General features: G+C 42.1%; 14 protein-coding genes and 3 tRNA genes. 14 read left to right on the top strand and 3 right to left on the bottom strand.

Going from position 1 to position 16,888, the window contains the following annotated elements; genetic code table 11:
- Nucleotides 1–15: 15 nt before the first annotated feature.
- From ispG to AAHB12_RS07940, 3 genes are all read right to left on the bottom strand, one after another.
- Complete coding sequence (gene ispG / locus AAHB12_RS07950; RefSeq protein ID WP_342044900.1) at nt 16–1,125, bottom strand: flavodoxin-dependent (E)-4-hydroxy-3-methylbut-2-enyl-diphosphate synthase; 1,110 nt, start codon at nt 1,123–1,125, stop codon at nt 16–18.
- Nucleotides 1,126–1,645: 520 nt separating this feature from the next.
- Complete coding sequence (locus AAHB12_RS07945; RefSeq protein WP_129727256.1) at nt 1,646–1,990, bottom strand: hypothetical protein; 345 nt, start codon at nt 1,988–1,990, stop codon at nt 1,646–1,648.
- A gap of 69 nt (nt 1,991–2,059) precedes the next feature.
- Nucleotides 2,060–2,836 carry a DUF1189 domain-containing protein gene (locus AAHB12_RS07940; RefSeq protein ID WP_342044899.1) on the bottom strand — a complete coding sequence of 259 codons (777 nt, stop codon included), beginning with the start codon at nt 2,834–2,836 and terminating at the stop codon, nt 2,060–2,062.
- A 172-nt stretch (nt 2,837–3,008) separates the two neighbouring features.
- Here AAHB12_RS07940 and AAHB12_RS07935 point away from each other — a divergent pair.
- The 14 genes from AAHB12_RS07935 (at nt 3,009) to rpmG (ending at nt 16,744) form a co-directional block, all read left to right on the top strand.
- Nucleotides 3,009–3,082, top strand: a tRNA-Met gene (locus AAHB12_RS07935).
- A gap of 7 nt (nt 3,083–3,089) precedes the next feature.
- Nucleotides 3,090–3,163, top strand: a tRNA-Ile gene (locus AAHB12_RS07930).
- Nucleotides 3,164–3,167: 4 nt separating this feature from the next.
- Nucleotides 3,168–3,253: transfer RNA gene (locus AAHB12_RS07925), tRNA-Ser, on the top strand.
- 340 nt (nt 3,254–3,593) lie between these two features.
- Complete coding sequence (sodA, locus tag AAHB12_RS07920; protein WP_129727252.1) at nt 3,594–4,205, top strand: superoxide dismutase [Mn]; 612 nt, start codon at nt 3,594–3,596, stop codon at nt 4,203–4,205.
- 211 nt (nt 4,206–4,416) lie between these two features.
- Nucleotides 4,417–5,694 (top strand): MFS transporter, encoded by a 1,278-nt coding sequence (locus AAHB12_RS07915; RefSeq protein WP_129727397.1) that lies wholly within the window; start codon nt 4,417–4,419, stop codon nt 5,692–5,694.
- Between the two features lie 160 nt (nt 5,695–5,854).
- Entirely contained in the window at nt 5,855–7,981 is a 2,127-nt protein-coding gene (locus tag AAHB12_RS07910; protein ID WP_342045018.1) for a peptidoglycan D,D-transpeptidase FtsI family protein, read from the top strand.
- Between the two features lie 269 nt (nt 7,982–8,250).
- Complete coding sequence (locus AAHB12_RS07905) at nt 8,251–9,168, top strand: PstS family phosphate ABC transporter substrate-binding protein (protein WP_129727248.1); 918 nt, start codon at nt 8,251–8,253, stop codon at nt 9,166–9,168.
- 165 nt (nt 9,169–9,333) lie between these two features.
- Nucleotides 9,334–10,290: a phosphate ABC transporter permease subunit PstC gene (gene pstC, locus AAHB12_RS07900; protein WP_342044898.1), complete on the top strand. Its 957-nt coding sequence runs from the start codon at nt 9,334–9,336 to the stop codon at nt 10,288–10,290.
- Complete coding sequence (gene pstA / locus AAHB12_RS07895; RefSeq protein WP_342044897.1) at nt 10,287–11,165, top strand: phosphate ABC transporter permease PstA; 879 nt, start codon at nt 10,287–10,289, stop codon at nt 11,163–11,165. Before pstC ends, pstA begins: the two co-directional genes overlap by 4 nt.
- A 31-nt stretch (nt 11,166–11,196) precedes the next feature.
- Nucleotides 11,197–12,012 (top strand): phosphate ABC transporter ATP-binding protein PstB, encoded by an 816-nt coding sequence (gene pstB, locus AAHB12_RS07890; protein ID WP_129727244.1) that lies wholly within the window; start codon nt 11,197–11,199, stop codon nt 12,010–12,012.
- A 28-nt stretch (nt 12,013–12,040) separates the two neighbouring features.
- On the top strand, nt 12,041–12,697 hold the full coding sequence (gene phoU / locus AAHB12_RS07885) for a phosphate signaling complex protein PhoU (protein WP_129727243.1): 657 nt from the start codon (nt 12,041–12,043) through the stop codon (nt 12,695–12,697).
- A 268-nt stretch (nt 12,698–12,965) separates the two neighbouring features.
- Nucleotides 12,966–14,147, top strand: coding sequence for a glycosyltransferase family 4 protein (locus AAHB12_RS07880; protein WP_129727242.1), 1,182 nt, complete (start codon nt 12,966–12,968; stop codon nt 14,145–14,147).
- Between the two features lie 5 nt (nt 14,148–14,152).
- Nucleotides 14,153–16,525 (top strand): sugar phosphate nucleotidyltransferase, encoded by a 2,373-nt coding sequence (locus AAHB12_RS07875; protein ID WP_342044896.1) that lies wholly within the window; start codon nt 14,153–14,155, stop codon nt 16,523–16,525.
- 69 nt (nt 16,526–16,594) lie between these two features.
- Nucleotides 16,595–16,744, top strand: coding sequence for a 50S ribosomal protein L33 (gene rpmG / locus AAHB12_RS07870; RefSeq protein ID WP_129727240.1), 150 nt, complete (start codon nt 16,595–16,597; stop codon nt 16,742–16,744).
- The last annotated feature ends 144 nt before the right edge of the window (nt 16,745–16,888 follow it).

Genomic DNA, 16,888 nt, shown 5'->3' with positions numbered 1-16,888 from the left:
CTGGATGTCCGCTGTTTATTTTGTTTCTTGTTTTGCTTTTTCAGCGTAGTATTCCTCAGCAATCTTATCTATTTCTTTTTTCAATTCCTCTACCATTACAGATTCCGGTACCTTACGGACAATTTCACCTTTACGGAAGAGGAGGCCTTCACCGCGGGCGCCGGCAATACCGATATCCGCTTCCCGTGCTTCTCCCGGGCCGTTTACGGCGCAGCCTAATACAGCTACCTTAATCGGTGCTTTTATTTTGGAGATATATTCTTCCACTTCATTCGCAATGCTAATTAAATCAATTTCAATGCGGCCGCACGTTGGGCATGAAATTAACGTAGCAGCATTGGAAGAAAGGCCAAATGATTTCAGTAATTCGCGTGCAACCTTTACTTCTTCTACTGGATCGGCACTTAAGGAAATGCGCAATGTATTGCCAATACCCTTGCTTAAGATTGCACCAAGACCTGCTGCGCTTTTTACTGTTCCGGCAAACAATGTTCCTGATTCTGTAATACCAAGATGAAGCGGGTATTGAAAGGCCTTCGCTGCTTTCTCATATGCTTCGATTGCCAGATTTACATCAGATGCCTTCATGGATACGATAATATCATGGAAGTCGAGGTCTTCTAAAATCTTAATGTGATGAAGGGCGCTCTCTACCATGCCGTCCGCTGTTGGATAACCGTATTTCTCGAGAATATGACGCTCTAAAGAACCAGCATTTACACCGATTCGAATTGGAATCCCTTTTGCTTTTGCGGCATTTACCACTGCTTCTACCTTTTCGCGTCTTCCGATATTTCCTGGGTTGATACGCACTTTATCTACGCCGCCCTCAATGGCCTTTAAAGCAAGGCGGTAGTCAAAGTGAATGTCTGCAACAAGAGGAATATTAATGCGCTTTTTAATATCGGCGATGGCGTTTGCAGCACGTTCATCTGGAACGGCAACACGAACAACCTGGCAGCCTGCTTCCTCTAGACGGAGAATTTCTGCCACTGTTGCCTCGACATCATGTGTCTTCGTTGTTGTCATACTTTGTATTACTAACTCATTATTTCCACCGATTGTTAAGTTTCCGACTTTCACCGGTCGGGTTTTTGTACGATGTGTAATTTCATTCACGAACATATCGCTCTCCTTGTAAAAGAGTTAACCGTAATGGCTGCTTTCCTCCTGATCATATGAGTACTGTCTTAAGCTCTCTGCCTTCCCAAAGGAAGCTCCTTCGATTGAAGATAGAGGATTCTAGCCCGTACTCTTGTTTTAGTTTCGCGCCACAGTTTTTTGCGGTTTCCTTTGCGACTCTTGTATGCTGTAGGCGAACGATAGCCAGCAGACGAGTGCTATTTACGCAACTACTACCACAGTAGAGTCGTTCTAGTTAATTTTACTATAGAAATAACTGTTTTGCTACGTAAAAGAGCGACTCAGCCTCTTTCTGCTCATCAGGCTGCGCCTTTCACATTTCTTGCACTGTAAGAAAGTATAAATTTCCAGCTGGAAGCCAATTCGACGTAGCGGGAAATTTTAGGAATACAGTATCATTGCAACTACGCCTCTGTCTTCGCCCAAGGGCAGGGCTCGCCAATCGGCGAGTTTTCTTTAAAGGTCTGTTTTTTAGGCATAAAGAATAAAAGTAAGAGGTTCTTCATTTATATAATGGGAATTTATATGTCTTTCCTATTCTTATCTTAGATGGGGATTCGTTTGTATTTAGCTTTTTAAAATCATTTGTAATCATATCTACAGAAGGTAACGTTCCTTCTTTGCTAATGGCTTCTACAATGGACAGAACGGTATCGCCGCTTTTGACCTCGATTTTTTTGTATGCAGCATCGGCTTGTTTTTGTTCACTTGTGCTGGAACCCATCGCAGGCTTTGCAGTTGCTTCCTGTGCTTTTGGTTTGAGAAGCGGCAGTGTGCCAACAGTTATATCGTAAAATAAAGAGTATCCAATGAGTAAAACAAACAGTGTTATGCCGATGCGTTTCATACATTCTCCTCCTTCTTTGTAGAGAATATATGCTTGTCCTATAAAAAAATGCCGCAATAGGCGGCATTTTTACAAGTTTTTTTTCTCTTTTATAGGAGGAATTTCTTTTAATGTTAAGAAAAGAACAAAACACGAAACAACGACAAAGATTAAAAACGAATGTAGGACCGTTATACTTAAAAACTTCATAACCATAAAAAATACGATTGGGATTGTAAAGCTGTAAGCTGTCAGCGTCCATGCCTGTTTATAGTTAACATTGCGATTCATTTGAGCAGCAATAAGCCTGCCAATGAAAGCAAGAGCGGTCACACCAAATAACATGATAAAACTGTCAAATAAATACAAAAGCACACCTAAAACGACTAAGGCAATCGGATAAATGCTTCTAATCATGCTAAGAAATTCTTCTACATCCGTTTTCGAGATCGTAGTATCGTTTAGTAACGAATATGTATATGCTTCATTGTTTGCATCCGAGACAAGAATGGCTTTATGTTTTAAGAAAAATAAGCCATCCTGATGTGTGAGGGAAGAGGGAAGTTCCTCGCTATTTGGGTCAAACAAGAATACAAAATCATTTTCGTTTTTTAGAATCGGTTCCTGTATATCCGCTTTTAGTTCTCCTTGCTCGATTGTAAATTCTGGAATTTCTGATTGTACAGTTCGTTCAACAAGAGATAGTTCTGTACGTACCAAATTTGTCAAATGAACCATTTCCGGAATAAGCATAAGTAAAGAAAGGAGGAATATGTATAAAATTGATTTTCCGATTTTTTGAAATCGATAGCGTGCCATAACTTTTGGAGAATATAAGCTTTTGTACAACTGCTGGAATATTGACATGATTTCACTTCCTTATTATTTTAAAATTCGGCACTTTTATTGTAACGCAGCAAGAAGAAGAAGAACAAGGAATAGCTATGGAAAAATATACAAGAATATGGAATAATTATGATTGACACAATTGTTTTACATATGATAAATTTATATATGTCTCAAATGTGAAGGCTTTCATGGCGGTGTAGCTCAGCTGGCTAGAGCGTACGGTTCATACCCGTAAGGTCGGGGGTTCGATCCCCTCCGCCGCTACTATCAAGGACCCTTAGCTCAGCTGGTTAGAGCAGACGGCTCATAACCGTCCGGTCGTAGGTTCGAGTCCTACAGGGTCCATTTTGGAAAAGTACCCAATTGGTTCAAGGGGTCGCACTCGAAATGTGGTAGGCGTGCAAGCGTGCGTGAGTTCGAATCCCACCTTTTCCGTTCTGCCATACATATATCTAACAGCGCAAGCTCCCGAATTGGGGGCTTTTTATACTGTAAGAAAGGATAATTTCTAGCTGGAAGACCATTGGACGTAGCGAGAAATTTTAGGAGTACGGTGTAAGGGCAACTACGCCTCTGTCTTCGCCAATCAGCGATGCCGATAAAAGCTGTTTTTGTTTTACCTAGTACAAGACGCTTTTTACGAGGGATTCGTATTTCAAATTGTACAAACCGGCAGCAGATTTATTTTCCATCTTGAAAAAATAGTGTACAATAAGTATGGGCTATAGGCAGACGAGCTTACGTCCGAGTACATATATACGGGAGGAATTACAAAATGGCAAAATATGAATTACCACAATTACCTTACGCTTATGATGCATTAGAGCCTCATATCGATAAGGAAACAATGAACATCCACCACACAAAGCACCACAACACTTACGTAACAAACGTAAACGCAGCTTTGGAAAGCTATCCAGAATTAGCAGCGAAAAGTGTAGAAGCACTTATCTCTAACATGGAAGAAGTACCAGAAGCAATTCGTACTGCAGTTCGCAACAACGGCGGCGGCCATGCAAACCACTCTTTATTCTGGACAATTCTTTCTCCAAATGGCGGCGGTGAGCCAGTAGGCGAACTTGCTGCAGCAATCAATGCAAAATTCGGCAGCTATGCTGCATTTAAAGAAGAGTTTGCAAAAGCAGCTACAACTCGCTTCGGCTCTGGTTGGGCATGGCTTGTTGTAAACAACGGTGAAATCGAAGTAACAAGCACTCCAAACCAAGACTCTCCATTAATGGAAGGTAAAACACCTGTTCTTGGATTAGACGTATGGGAGCATGCGTACTACTTGAACTACCAAAACCGTCGTCCTGACTACATTTCTGCATTCTGGAATGTAGTGGATTGGAACGCTGTTGAGAAACGTTACCAAGAAGCAAAATAATGATTTAGCAGGCCGCTCATTCGGCCTGTTTTTTTATTGTAAGAAGGTATAAATTTCTAGTTAAAGGGTAATTTTGCATAATTGGTAATTTAAGTGATTAAATGTAAGTACAATTATGCCTCTGTCTTCGCCTCATCAACTCCCCTTTTTCTTACATAATTCTCCCCTAACTCGGAAGACTAAGCTTTGAAGTAAAGGGGAGTTTTAAATGATGAAAACAAAGCATTTAATTGGAGATGTGGAAATCAACCGTGATCTCGTGTTGCTGTTAACAATCGGCGGGTTGTACACATTAGCTATTTCGTTATCCAATACGTTCGTGAACATCTACATTTGGAAGCAAACGAAGGATTTTCTGAACATTGGATTGTATAATTTAGCTGTTGTGATAGCACAGCCGATTACGTTCGCATGTGCAGGGAAGCTGGCGAAAAATGTGGATCGCATCATTATTTTGCGCTTAGGAATGAGCGCACTTGCCGCTTTTTTTATTACGGTTTTATGGACTGGAACAAATGCCTCACAATATATTTTACTCATCGGAAGCATGCTTGGAATTGGCTATGGGTTTTATTGGCTCGCATTTAATTTACTTACATTTGAAATTACAGAGCCGGAAACGAGAGATTTTTTCAATGGCTTTCTAGGGCTGCTAACATCACTTGCTGGCATGATCGGTCCTATTTTGGCCGGATATGTGATTTCTCACATGAAAAGATGGAATGGATATACTTTTATTTTCATTCTTTCATTAACCTTATTTACTATTGCGATTGTCATGAGCTTTTTTTTGTCACGCAGGGAGTGTGAAGGGAAATATGAGCTTGTGAAAATTATTCGAGAACGACGGCATAATCGAAACTGGAACCGAGTGACGCTGGCTCACTTTTTCCAAGGACTTCGAGAAGGGACTTTCGTATTTGTTATCTCGGTCTATGTGTACATAACAACGGGAAGTGAGCTTGCCATCGGGAAGTTTGGGCTTGTCAGTTCAGCAATTTCATTTCTTTGTTACTATTTGGCAACACGTCTCATTAAGGATGCGTATCGAAAAAAGGCAATTCTTCTTGGGGGCCTGCTTTTGTACGTAGGAGTGTATCTTGTTATCATTGATGTCACCTATCCGAAGCTGCTTATTTATGCGGCCTGCATTGCCGTTGCCTATCCTATTTTGCTCGTGCCGTATATGTCCATGACATATGATGTGATTGGCAAGGCTCGTCAGGCAAAGGAGCTTCGTGTGGAGTATATCGTTGTTCGCGAGCTATTCTTAAATGCTGGAAGAATTTGCTCTATCGTCTCTTTTTTGATTGCTGTTCGCTTTTTTCAGCCGCAGCAAAGCTTGCCCGTTTTACTTGGCATTTTAGGAATGGGACATCTTCTTATATATTTTACAGTTCGCAATGTAGCGTATGGGACAACAGTGCAGCCGAAACCAGGACTGCAAGTATCGCGAACAAGGCAGGAACTTACGGAAGGGGAAGGTTAACTTCTCGCATGCTTTATGGTAAAATAAGAACTACGTGAGGACACCTTGCTTACAAGGTGTCCCTTTTTCCGGCGCTTGCTTCTAAAAGCTATCGCGCTGCGTTTGAATGAAAGGAGGGAGAAGGGAAGATCGCTCTTTCAGAAGAATGTCCCTTATGAGAATGAAAAAGAAGCAGAAAAAGAAAAAAAGTCCTGTGCCGCTCCGATTAAATCTATTATTCTTTCTCGTGTTTGTTATGTTTTCAGCGCTTATCCTGCGCTTAGGTGTTGTGCAGATTGTATACGGAGAGGATTATAAAAAGGAAGTAGAGCGTACCGAGAACGTAACAGTAAGTACAGCGGTACCGCGCGGGAAAATTTATGACCGCTATCATCGCATTGTTGTTGATAATACGCCTCTGCGAACGATTACGTATACAAGAATGAGCGGATCCACAAGTGAGGAGCGTTTGAAAGTGGCGCAGCAGTTGGCACAGCTCATCGACATGCCGACTGATAAAATCACTGAGCGTGATAAAAAAGATTTTTGGATGCTGTTGAATGAGGACCGTGCTAAAAAGAAAATTACAGCAAAAGATAGACAAGAGCTCAAAGATAAAAAAATTGATGATGCTGAAGTATATAAACGGCAGCTGGCACGAATTACGGATGCCGAGCTGCAAGAGTTGACGCCGGCCCAGTTAGAAGTTTTAGCTATTAAACGGCAAATGGATAGCGGCTATACGAATACACCGCAAATTATTAAAAATAAAGATGTGACACCTCAGGAGTATGCGGTAATCAGCGAAAATCTGGACAAGCTGCCGGGTGTTGATACAACAACAGATTGGGATCGAAATTATGCGTACGACAATTTATTCCGGACTGTTCTTGGAAATGTGTCAAGCGCTGATGAAGGATTGCCAGTAGACCGGCTGAATTACTATTTAGTCCGCGATTATAACCGCAACGACCGCGTTGGAAAAAGCTATATTGAGCAAGAATATGAAGATATGCTGCATGGCACCAAGGCGGAAGTGAAGAATGTTACGGATCAAAAGGGGAATATTTTAGATACAATCTATGTTTCCAAAGGATCCCGAGGAAAAGATTTAATCTTAACAATGGACATGGAGCTGCAAAAGCGGGTAGAGCAGATTATTGAGGAAGAGCTGAAGGCTGCAAAGGCTACAGGCGAGACAATGCTCGACCGTGCATTTGTTGTGATGATGAACCCGAAAAATGGCGAGATATTATCCATGGCCGGCAAACAGCTCGTGAACAAGGACGGCAAGCAGGAAGTACAGGACTTTGCGCTTGGCACAATGACAAGCTCCTATGCGATGGGATCTGCTGTAAAAGGAGCGACGGTTCTGACCGGTTTGCAGACAGGAGCCATTAAGCCGGATACAACGCTAGTGGATGAGCCGATCAAAATTAAAGGAACTCCTGTCAAAAAATCATGGAAGAACATGGGACGTATTGGAATTCAGACGGCGCTGCAACAATCCTCCAACGTATTTATGTTTAAAACAGCGATGAATATTGCAGGCGTACAATATGTACCGGGCGGGACTCTTGATATTAAACAAAAGGCCTTTGATACAATGCGCTTATATTTTAGCCAGTTTGGTCTTGGTGTACCGACGGGCATTGATTTGCCAAATGAATCAAGCGGCTTTAAAGGGACAGCTGACCAGCCAGGTCTCCTATTGGACCTTGCGATTGGCCAGTATGATACCTATACACCGCTGCAGCTCGCGCAATATGTATCTACGATTGCGAATGGAGGCTACCGTATTAAGCCGCAAATCATGAAGGAAATTCGTGAACCAAGCACAACGACTGGGGAAATCGGAAAAGTAGTAGAATCAACTGAACCGGTTGTGCTGAACCGTATTGATATGGATGACGGCTATCTGAAGGTTGTGCAGGAGGGCTTCCGTATGGTTATGCAAACACCAAGTGGAACGGGGGCTTCCCTGTTTATGAAGGCGCCATATGCAGCATATAAGGCGGCTGGAAAAACGGGAACGGCTGAAACCTTCTATGATGGTCCTATCGATTCATTACGAACAACGCCTGTCTATAACTTAACATTAATCGGCTATGCGCCGGATGAGAACCCAGAAGTGGCATTTTCTGTTGTTGTACCTTGGATGAAAAATGACTCAAATGCTGTAAACAAAAAAATAGGAAGCCGTATTTTAGATGCCTATTTTCAGTTGAAAAAGGAAGAAGTCGCAATGGAAGTAAGTCCGTCTCTATACGGAGAAACAGGAACAGGAGCAGAAGCTGAGAACCAATAAAAAGAGCAGGCATCGCTTGTTTCGCTTCTGTAGTTCACTTTAGACGAAAAACAGTAAAAAGCACACAATTCCATCGAAGGAATTGTGTGCTTTTTTTTGGACAAGCTTCATATAATAATATAGCCCGATTGCTTGTACAGGTGCAGTGTTTATCGAAGGGTGTCGACATTTACAAAAGATTTACAAAGGGTTAAAACCGCATTAATAGTCAGGTATTATCCTTATTCGTGTAGTCCTGTGCGCAGGACTTTTATGGGAGGAAGGAAACGATGAAAACAGGCTTTACAAGCATAGCTGCTTTGCTATTTGCTTGTACTGTATTTGCGTTCGACGCGCATGCAAATCCCTACTTACGGGGAAGTGTGACAATGGACGGATCCTCTACTGTGTTTCCGATTATGGAGGCCGTATCAGAAGAATATGCGCATCAGCAGTCCTATGTGAAAACACCCATTAGTATCTCTGGCACAGGGGGAGGATTCAATCGATTTATCAAAGGAGAAATAGATATTACTAATGCCTCCCGCCCTATTAAAAGAGAAGAGCAGGAAGCTGCAAAACAAAATGATATACAATATGCTGTGTTTCCGATTGCGTATGATGGGCTTACCATTATTGTCAATCAGCGCAATACCTGGCTTACGCACATAACAGACAGCGAGCTGAAGCAGCTTTGGGCGGAAAGCGGCAAACAAAAGAAATGGTCTGATATTAATCCAAGCTGGCCGCAGCAGCCAATTCACTTTTATGCACCAGGCATTGATTCCGGGACATACGACTACTTTCAGGAAACCATTTTAGGAGAACGCGACATGACAAGGTTTGCTACATTTTCAGAGGATGATAATGTGCTTGTCAGAGGAGTCATGAGTGATCCGTATGCCATCGCTTTTTTAGGATTTGCATACTACTCCTTAAATGAGCAAAAGGTGAGGGCGGTGGCTGTAAATGGAGTGCTGCCTGCGAAGGACACGATTCAATCCGGTCGATACAAGCCTCTTTCCCGTCCGCTTTACATGTATGTAAACAAAGCATCGATCCGTGAAAAGGAATGCGTGTACGATTATCTGCGTTTTGCTTTCCGGTATGGCGGACAGCTTGCGGAAGAGGTTGGCTATGTACAGCTGCCGCGCCAAAAGTATGAACAGCAGCTGCGGCGATTGGATGAAATAAAGAAAACTCGCTGATTGGCGAGCCGTTAGGCGAAGAGAGAGGCCTAGTTGCACTTATACTGTATTCCTAAAATTTCCGACTATGTCGAGTTAGCTTCTAGCTGGAAATTTATACTTTCTTACAGTGTAAAGAGAGAAAAAACATAATCTTGTCTGGAGGATGGAAAGGGGTTTTCATCTTTGGCTTTGTCCAAACGCAGTCGTTCTGTCGGTTCGGTTCGTATGCTTATTCAGCGTAACCGCAAACATCACAGAAAAGAACAGCTGCTCAGCAAAGCGGTTCCAGTTTTGTTGTTTACCGCGGCAAGCCTATCGATCCTAACAACGATTGGGATTGTCTGGACGCTTGCAACGGAAACGACAGTTTTTTTTCAGCACATATCGATTATCCATTTTGTAACAGGAAAAGAGTGGCTGCCATTTTTTCGAACAAATGCGCAATACGGCATGCTCCCTCTTGTATGCGGTACGTTTCTCGTGACGACTATCGCAATGATGGTAGCTATTCCAATTGGTCTGGGATGTGCTGTATATTTGAGCGAATATGCTTCGGATAGGCTCAGAAGGATTATTAAGCCTCTGTTAGAGATTTTGGCAGGGATTCCGACGATCGTGTACGGATTTTTTGCACTAACATTCGTTACACCTATGCTGCAAACCATCATTCCAAAACTGCAATTCTTTAATGCCCTAAGTCCAGGCATTGTCATTGGGATTATGCTTATTCCGACAATTGCTTCTCTTTCAGAGGATGCGATCCATGCGGTTCCGTCTTCCTTTCGGGAAGGTTCACTCGGCCTGGGAGCTACGCGCTTTGAAACAACTGTTAGAGTTGTGCTGCCATCTGCTTTGTCAGGCATTCTCGCTTCCATTGTGCTCGCTGTTTCCCGCGCAATGGGGGAGACGATGATTGTTGTCATCGCTGGGGGAGCGACACCCGTGTTGTCTATAAATCCGATGCAGTCGATTCAGACTTTAACGGCATATATTGTGCAGGTCAGCCTTGGAGATGCACCACACGGCACGATTGCTTATTACAGCATGTATGCGGTGGGGAGTGTGCTGTTTATCTTTACATTCTTTATGAATATGGCTGCCCGTCACATCGCTCGTCGCTTTAAGGGGGGCTATTCGTGAATATGCTGGATCATAAAGCAATGCAGAAGCGGATGAAGAGACGGTTTCGAATCGATGTGCTGCAGCGATTGTTATTTGTATTGGCTACTGTAGCCTCATTGCTGATTTTACTGCTTCTGATATATCAAATTGTGAAGCAAGGGATTTCTTATATAGATTTTGGCTTTGTGACACATTTCTCGTCACGAAGACCAGAGGATGCCGGTATTGCTGCTGCTCTTTGGGGAACAATAGCATTAATGTCAATTGTAACCCCTGTTTCCTTATTGCTCGGAGTCGGAACAGCATTATATTTGGAGGAATATGCTCCAAGAACGGCATTTACAAGGTTTGTTGAGTTAAATATTCATACTCTTGCTGGTGTTCCATCCATCGTCTTTGGATTGCTCGGGTTAACCGTTTTTGTATATGGCATGGGTTTAGGGCAAAGTCTGTTAGCAGGCGGATTGACGATGAGCTTACTCGTACTTCCCACCATCGTAGTAGCATCACAGGAGGCATTGCGGTCCGTATCGCGTTCCTTGCAGGAGGCCTCTTATGCGCTTGGCGCTACAAAGTGGCGAACTCTGCGATCTGTTGTAATTCCTGCAGCGTTTCCGGGCATATTGACAGGATGCATCCTGTCCTTGTCCCGCGCGGTAGGAGAGGCGGCTCCTTTGCTCGTAATTGGAGCGCTTGCTTTTATTCATTATATACCTGTTAATCCACTGGAGGGCTTTACCGTTTTGCCTATTCAAATTTTTAATTGGATGAGCAGGCCGCAGGAGGAATTTCATTCTGTAGCAGCCGCGGGAATTCTTGTACTGCTCGCTTTATTACTCGCAATGAACGCCATTGCTGTACTGCTAAGAAACCGAAAGCAAAAAAGATATTGACTGTTAGAAATGGATGAAGGGGGAATTCAAAATGGTAGCTACTGCTATAAATGTAAAAGTAAAAGGTGAGACGACAAAAATAGAGACACCGAAAAATATCGTGTTCGATACGAAAAAACTAAATCTTTGGTATGGGGAAGATCATGCGCTAAAGGATATTGATTTCAGCATTTATGAAAATGAAGTAACAGCAATTATCGGACCGAGCGGATGCGGAAAATCTACTTATTTAAAAACATTAAACCGGATGGTTGAGCTAGTGCCGATTGTTCGTACAACGGGAGAGATTCAATATCGCGGACGAAATATCTTCGATAAGTCCTATCATGTCGAAGAGCTGCGTACTCACGTAGGAATGGTGTTCCAAAAGCCGAATCCGTTCCCAAAATCCATTTATGAGAACATTGCATACGGTCCGAAGATTCATGGTATTCGTGATAAGAAGCAGCTCGATGAAATTGTGGAAAAAAGCCTGCGTGGTGCAGCGATTTGGGATGAGTTGAAGGATCGTCTTCATGATAGCGCCTATGGTTTATCGGGCGGACAGCAGCAGCGCGTATGTATTGCACGCTGCTTGGCAATTGAGCCGGATGTGATTTTGATGGATGAACCAACATCAGCGTTAGACCCTATTTCTACGTTAAAGGTAGAAGAATTGATTCAAGAGCTGAAAAAGAACTTTAGCATCGTAATTGTTACACATAATATGCAGCAGGCAGCTCGCGTTTCTGATCGTACAGCATTTTTCTTAAGCGGTGAAGTTGTCGAGTATACAAATACAAATCAATTGTTTACAACACCAAAGGACAAGAGAACAGAGGATTACATTACAGGACGTTTCGGTTGATACTTTCACCGTCAAGGAGGCAGGTAAGGTGGTACGTGGACAGTTTCACTTCGACTTAGATACACTACAGGATAAAGTTATGGAGCTGGGCGAATTAGCGAAGGAAGCTCTTAATACAGCAATGAATGGTTTACGTTCAAAAAATATTGAACTGGCGCTGCAAGTTATCGATGATGATCAGCGGGCAGATGATTTGGAAGAAGAAATTAACGATTTTGCATTAATGCTCATTACAAAGCAGCAGCCCGTTGCTGTTGATTTAAGACGGATTTTTGTATCTATTAAAATTGCAACAGATTTAGAACGAATTGCCGACCATGCAGTGAACATTGCGAAGTCCACAATTCGTCTTGGCGAAAAAGAGCGGGCTGTTACACTTGAAGATCTAGAGACTATGTTTCAAAATGCCTATGAAATGTTATCTACTGTCATGCAAGCTTATAAAGAGGAAGATTTAACATTAGCAAAGCAGGTAGCAGAAATGGACGATACAGTGGACGAATTATACGGAAAATCTATTCGGGAGTTTATTGCCTATATTCCGGAGCATCCACAGGAAATTGCACAAATTACACAAATGTCTTTGATTGCCCGCTACATTGAACGTGTTGCCGATCATATCACAAATATTGCAGAAAATGTGTTTTATCTTGTTAAAGGGAAGCACTATTTACTGAATGAGTAAAACGAAGGAATGGGTCTCTCTTTAGATTCTCCGTGATCATATAACAAAACAATCTGTATATCAGCAGAAATTTGTTTTTTTGCTGGTATACAGATTTTTTATTTGCCATGTTCCAAAATTAGACAAATTACAACGTTGTCACTCTTATTCACAGGTGGTATCATTTTATTGAGAATTCCATTTATTCTGACTATTGTCATGAAAGTGCTTACAACGTCTATATAATTAGATAAGTCTCTTTTAGTAGAGACAGGAGGGAAGTAGAAAAGTGTTGCAAATTCTTCTGTTGGCGTGGGAATATCCTCCAATGCTTGTGGGCGGTCTTGGAAGACATGTATATGAGCTTTCTAAGGCAGTGGCTGCAAAAGGTCATACGGTTCATGTCATTACTACACATGTAGATGACTTCAAGTTTTATGAACAAATTAATCATGTACATGTACATCGTGTGAAAAGTCACTATGACAATCGTGCAGACTTTTATACGTGGATTGATGGCTTAAACAAGGCAATTGTGCAATATGCGCAGGTTTTGTGTAAGGAAGTTTCATTTGACCTCATTCATGCACATGATTGGCTCGTATGCAGCGCCGCAACAGCAATTAAGCGGCAGGAACACATCCCTCTTCTCACTACAATTCATGCGACAGAGCATGGACGCAATAATGGGATTCATACATCACTCCAATATGAAATACATATGACAGAAAAAGAACTTGTAAAAGAATCCGATGTTTTAATCGTATGCAGCACATATATGAAGCATGAGATTGAGCTGATTTTAGATGCATCTCCGTCTAAAATTGCCATATTTCCAAATGGAATTGATACAAACTTTTTTAAATTAAGCATGGGGCAAAGTGTACGAAACACATATGCACTGCAAGATCGGATCATTGTTTTCTCAATTGGACGCATTGTAAATGAAAAAGGATTTCAAACGGTCATTGATGCCGCTCCTGAACTTTCTAAACGCTATTCTTGTTTAATGTTTATTGTTGCGGGAAAAGGGCCTATGCTGGATTATTATCGTTCAGTCGTTACAGAAAGAGGGCTCGGACACGTGATTTCCTTTGTCGGTCATATAAGCGAGGAGGAGCAAAGGGCGTTTTTGCAGGAAAGTGATATTGTACTCGTTCCGAGCCTATACGAGCCGTTTGGCATCGTAGCATTGGAAGGAATGCTGGCCGCAAAGCCAACCATCGTATCCGATGTAGGGGGCTTAAGCGAGATTGTCATTCATAGTGAGAATGGCTTTAAGATGCACCCTGGGGATGTAGGGAGCTTAATAGAGCAGATTGAACGTATTGTCACAAATCCAAAGGAAGCAACGAGAATAGCGGAAAATGGAAGGGAATACGTTTTGCAAAAATACAATTGGACAACAATAGCAGAAAATACAATTCGTGTTTATAGAGGAGCTGTTCATCATTCTAAAAGTGGGGGTTGAGGGGAATGAAGGGAGTCATTTTGGCAGGAGGAAAGGGAACGCGTTTACGGCCATTAACATGCAATCTCCCAAAGCCTATGCTGCCTCTGCTCAATAAGCCGGTTATGGAATACAGCCTAGAATTGCTAAAGCAGCATGGAATTGAAGAAATTGCTGTTACGGTTCAATATATGGGCAATGCCATTCAAAATTATTTTGGAGATGGAAGCAAGTGGGGAGTGAAGCTTCATTATTTTGAAGATTCACCCCCGCTTGGAACCGCTGGCAGTGTAAAGCAGGCAGAAGCTTTTTTAGATGAACCATTTGTTGTCATTAGCGGTGATGCATTAACGGATTTTCAATTATCTCGTGGGATGGATTTCCATCGAAGCGAAGAGCGTTTGGTAACTATTTTTTTAAAAGAGGTGTCTCATCCGCTTGACTTCGGTCTTGCTGTTACAGAGGAAGATGGGCGCATTGTGAAATACATCGAAAAGCCAGGCTGGAATGAGGTCGTTTCTAATACTGTGAATACAGGCATTTATATTATGAATCCAGAGATTTTTTCATATATGGAGCGTCATATGTTCTATGATTTCAGCCATGATATTTTTCCAAGATTGCTCAAGGAAAAGAAAAATATATATGGCTATTTAAGTGAGGGGTATTGGCTTGATATCGGGACATTTCCCCAATACAGACAGGCGCATTTTGATTTATTGATGAAAAAGGTGAGTGTGCAGCTTCCATTTACGGAAGTATTGCCAATGGTCTGGATGGGGGCAGATGTTACAATTGAGGATGGAACGAAAATACAAGGACCGCTTCTTATTGGAGATGGTGCTGTTGTAAAAAGCGGTGCACTCATTGAGCCGTATTCTATTATTGGAAAAAATAATATAATCGGCGAAAATACGCACGTGCAAAAAACAATTTTATGGAATGATGTGTATGTTGGAAAGCAATGCGAACTAACAGGGACGACGATTGCATCCGGAACGGTGATCGAGGATGGCTCGACATTGTTTGAAAAAAGCATTGTAGCGGACCACTGTAAGTTAGGGAAAAACACTGTTGTTAAGGCAAAGATAAAGGTTGCACCTGGAAAAGTCATCGAAGGAAGCTCTGTATTAAGCTCATCTCTTATGTCCGAGCAGGAGAACGCACTCTCCCTGCTGCAAAGAGGCACAGTTGCTGGGCGCGCAAATTTAGATATTACCCCTGAGTTCATCGTCAAGTTGGCTGCGGCATATGGATCTATTTTCCCTCTTCACTCCTCCATTTTAATCGGAGGCGATTGGAACCCGTATTCACAGCTTCTGAAACAAGCGTTTATGAGCGGGCTGCATGCGGCAGGTATTCATACAATGGAATGTCAGCCTGTGAGCGATTCTTGCTTTCGTTACGCCGCCTTGATGGAAGATGTGGTAGGAGGTGTATTTCTATCTGTCTTACAGCATGAAGAGAAAATGGTTGTTCGTTTTTATGATCAAGACGGTTATCCTATTTCTGTCCGGATGGAAAAAGAGATTGAATCTATATATATGTCAGAGCTGTATCGGCATGTAAACGTAACAAGCATTGGCATAAATACCGAGGCAAACATTAGCGAAGAGCAGTATGTATATTCCTTGCTGCAATCCTTAAATAGATCGCTCATCCGAAATGAGAAGTTTCATCTTCTTGTCAATAAAACAGAGAATCCATTTCATAATATGGTACTTTCATTTCTGCAGCTTCTCGGTTGCTCACTTACGTGGGTATACTCACAAGCGAACGAGAGTCATGTTAAATCGCTCATGCAATCAAGCAAAGCAGATGTCGGTATTATATTTCATGAGCAAGGGAGAATGTTTGAGCTATATGATTCATTTGGAAACGTATATAAAAGCATCGGGCAGGAGAATGTTGCGATCCCGGATATTTTATTTCACCAGGGAGAAGAAGTACTGTATCCTTTATTACTAAAACATGGAGCAAGCTATGTCATTTGCTCCGTCAAAGAAGAACGCCAAGAAGGAGAGTTTAAGCATAAGAGGTTTGAACACGATTCCTTATACCGGATTGGAAAGCTATTGGAGCTTATCGCTTCTCGAAAACAGCCGCTTCATGGAGTTTTTGAGCCGTATCCTCAATGCTACTTATTTTGGGATGAGGTCGTTTGTCCGTGGGGAGAAAAAGGGAGAGTCATGCGTATGCTTCTAGCTGATATGCAGAATCAAGAGATGGAAGTCATGGATGGAATTCGGTTTCAGTATGAAAATGGGGACTGGTCCTATATCGTATCTGATCTCAGTCAGCCGAAGCTCATCGTGTATTCCCAGTCTTCCACTCCAGAAGCGGCAAAGGAAAAAAATACTCATTTAATTGAAAAAATAAGACAATATCAAAAGGTCTAGAAATTTTATAAAAAAGGTGATATCATAGTAAAGTCTGATTTATGCCACAATGACTGGAGGGAAATAAGAATGCGCGTAAACATCACTTTGGCTTGCACAGAATGCGGCGAGCGTAACTATATCTCAAAGAAAAACAAACGTAACAATCCAGAGCGTCTTGAGCTTAAAAAATATTGTTCAAGAGACAAAAAAGCGACAGTACACCGCGAAACAAAGTAAGCAGTAGGGATTCCTACTGCTTCTTTTTTTACACTTTTGGTATACATTTCTAGCTAGGAGATCGTTCCACATAGCGGAAAATTTTAGGAATACAGTATAAGGGCAACTACGCCTCTGTCTTCGCCCAAAGGCAGGGCTTGCCAG

The organism is Bacillus sp. OTU530 (assembly GCF_038440375.1).
Note: the sequence above shows the minus strand (reverse complement) of the source record. Positions and strands in the feature narration are given on the sequence as shown.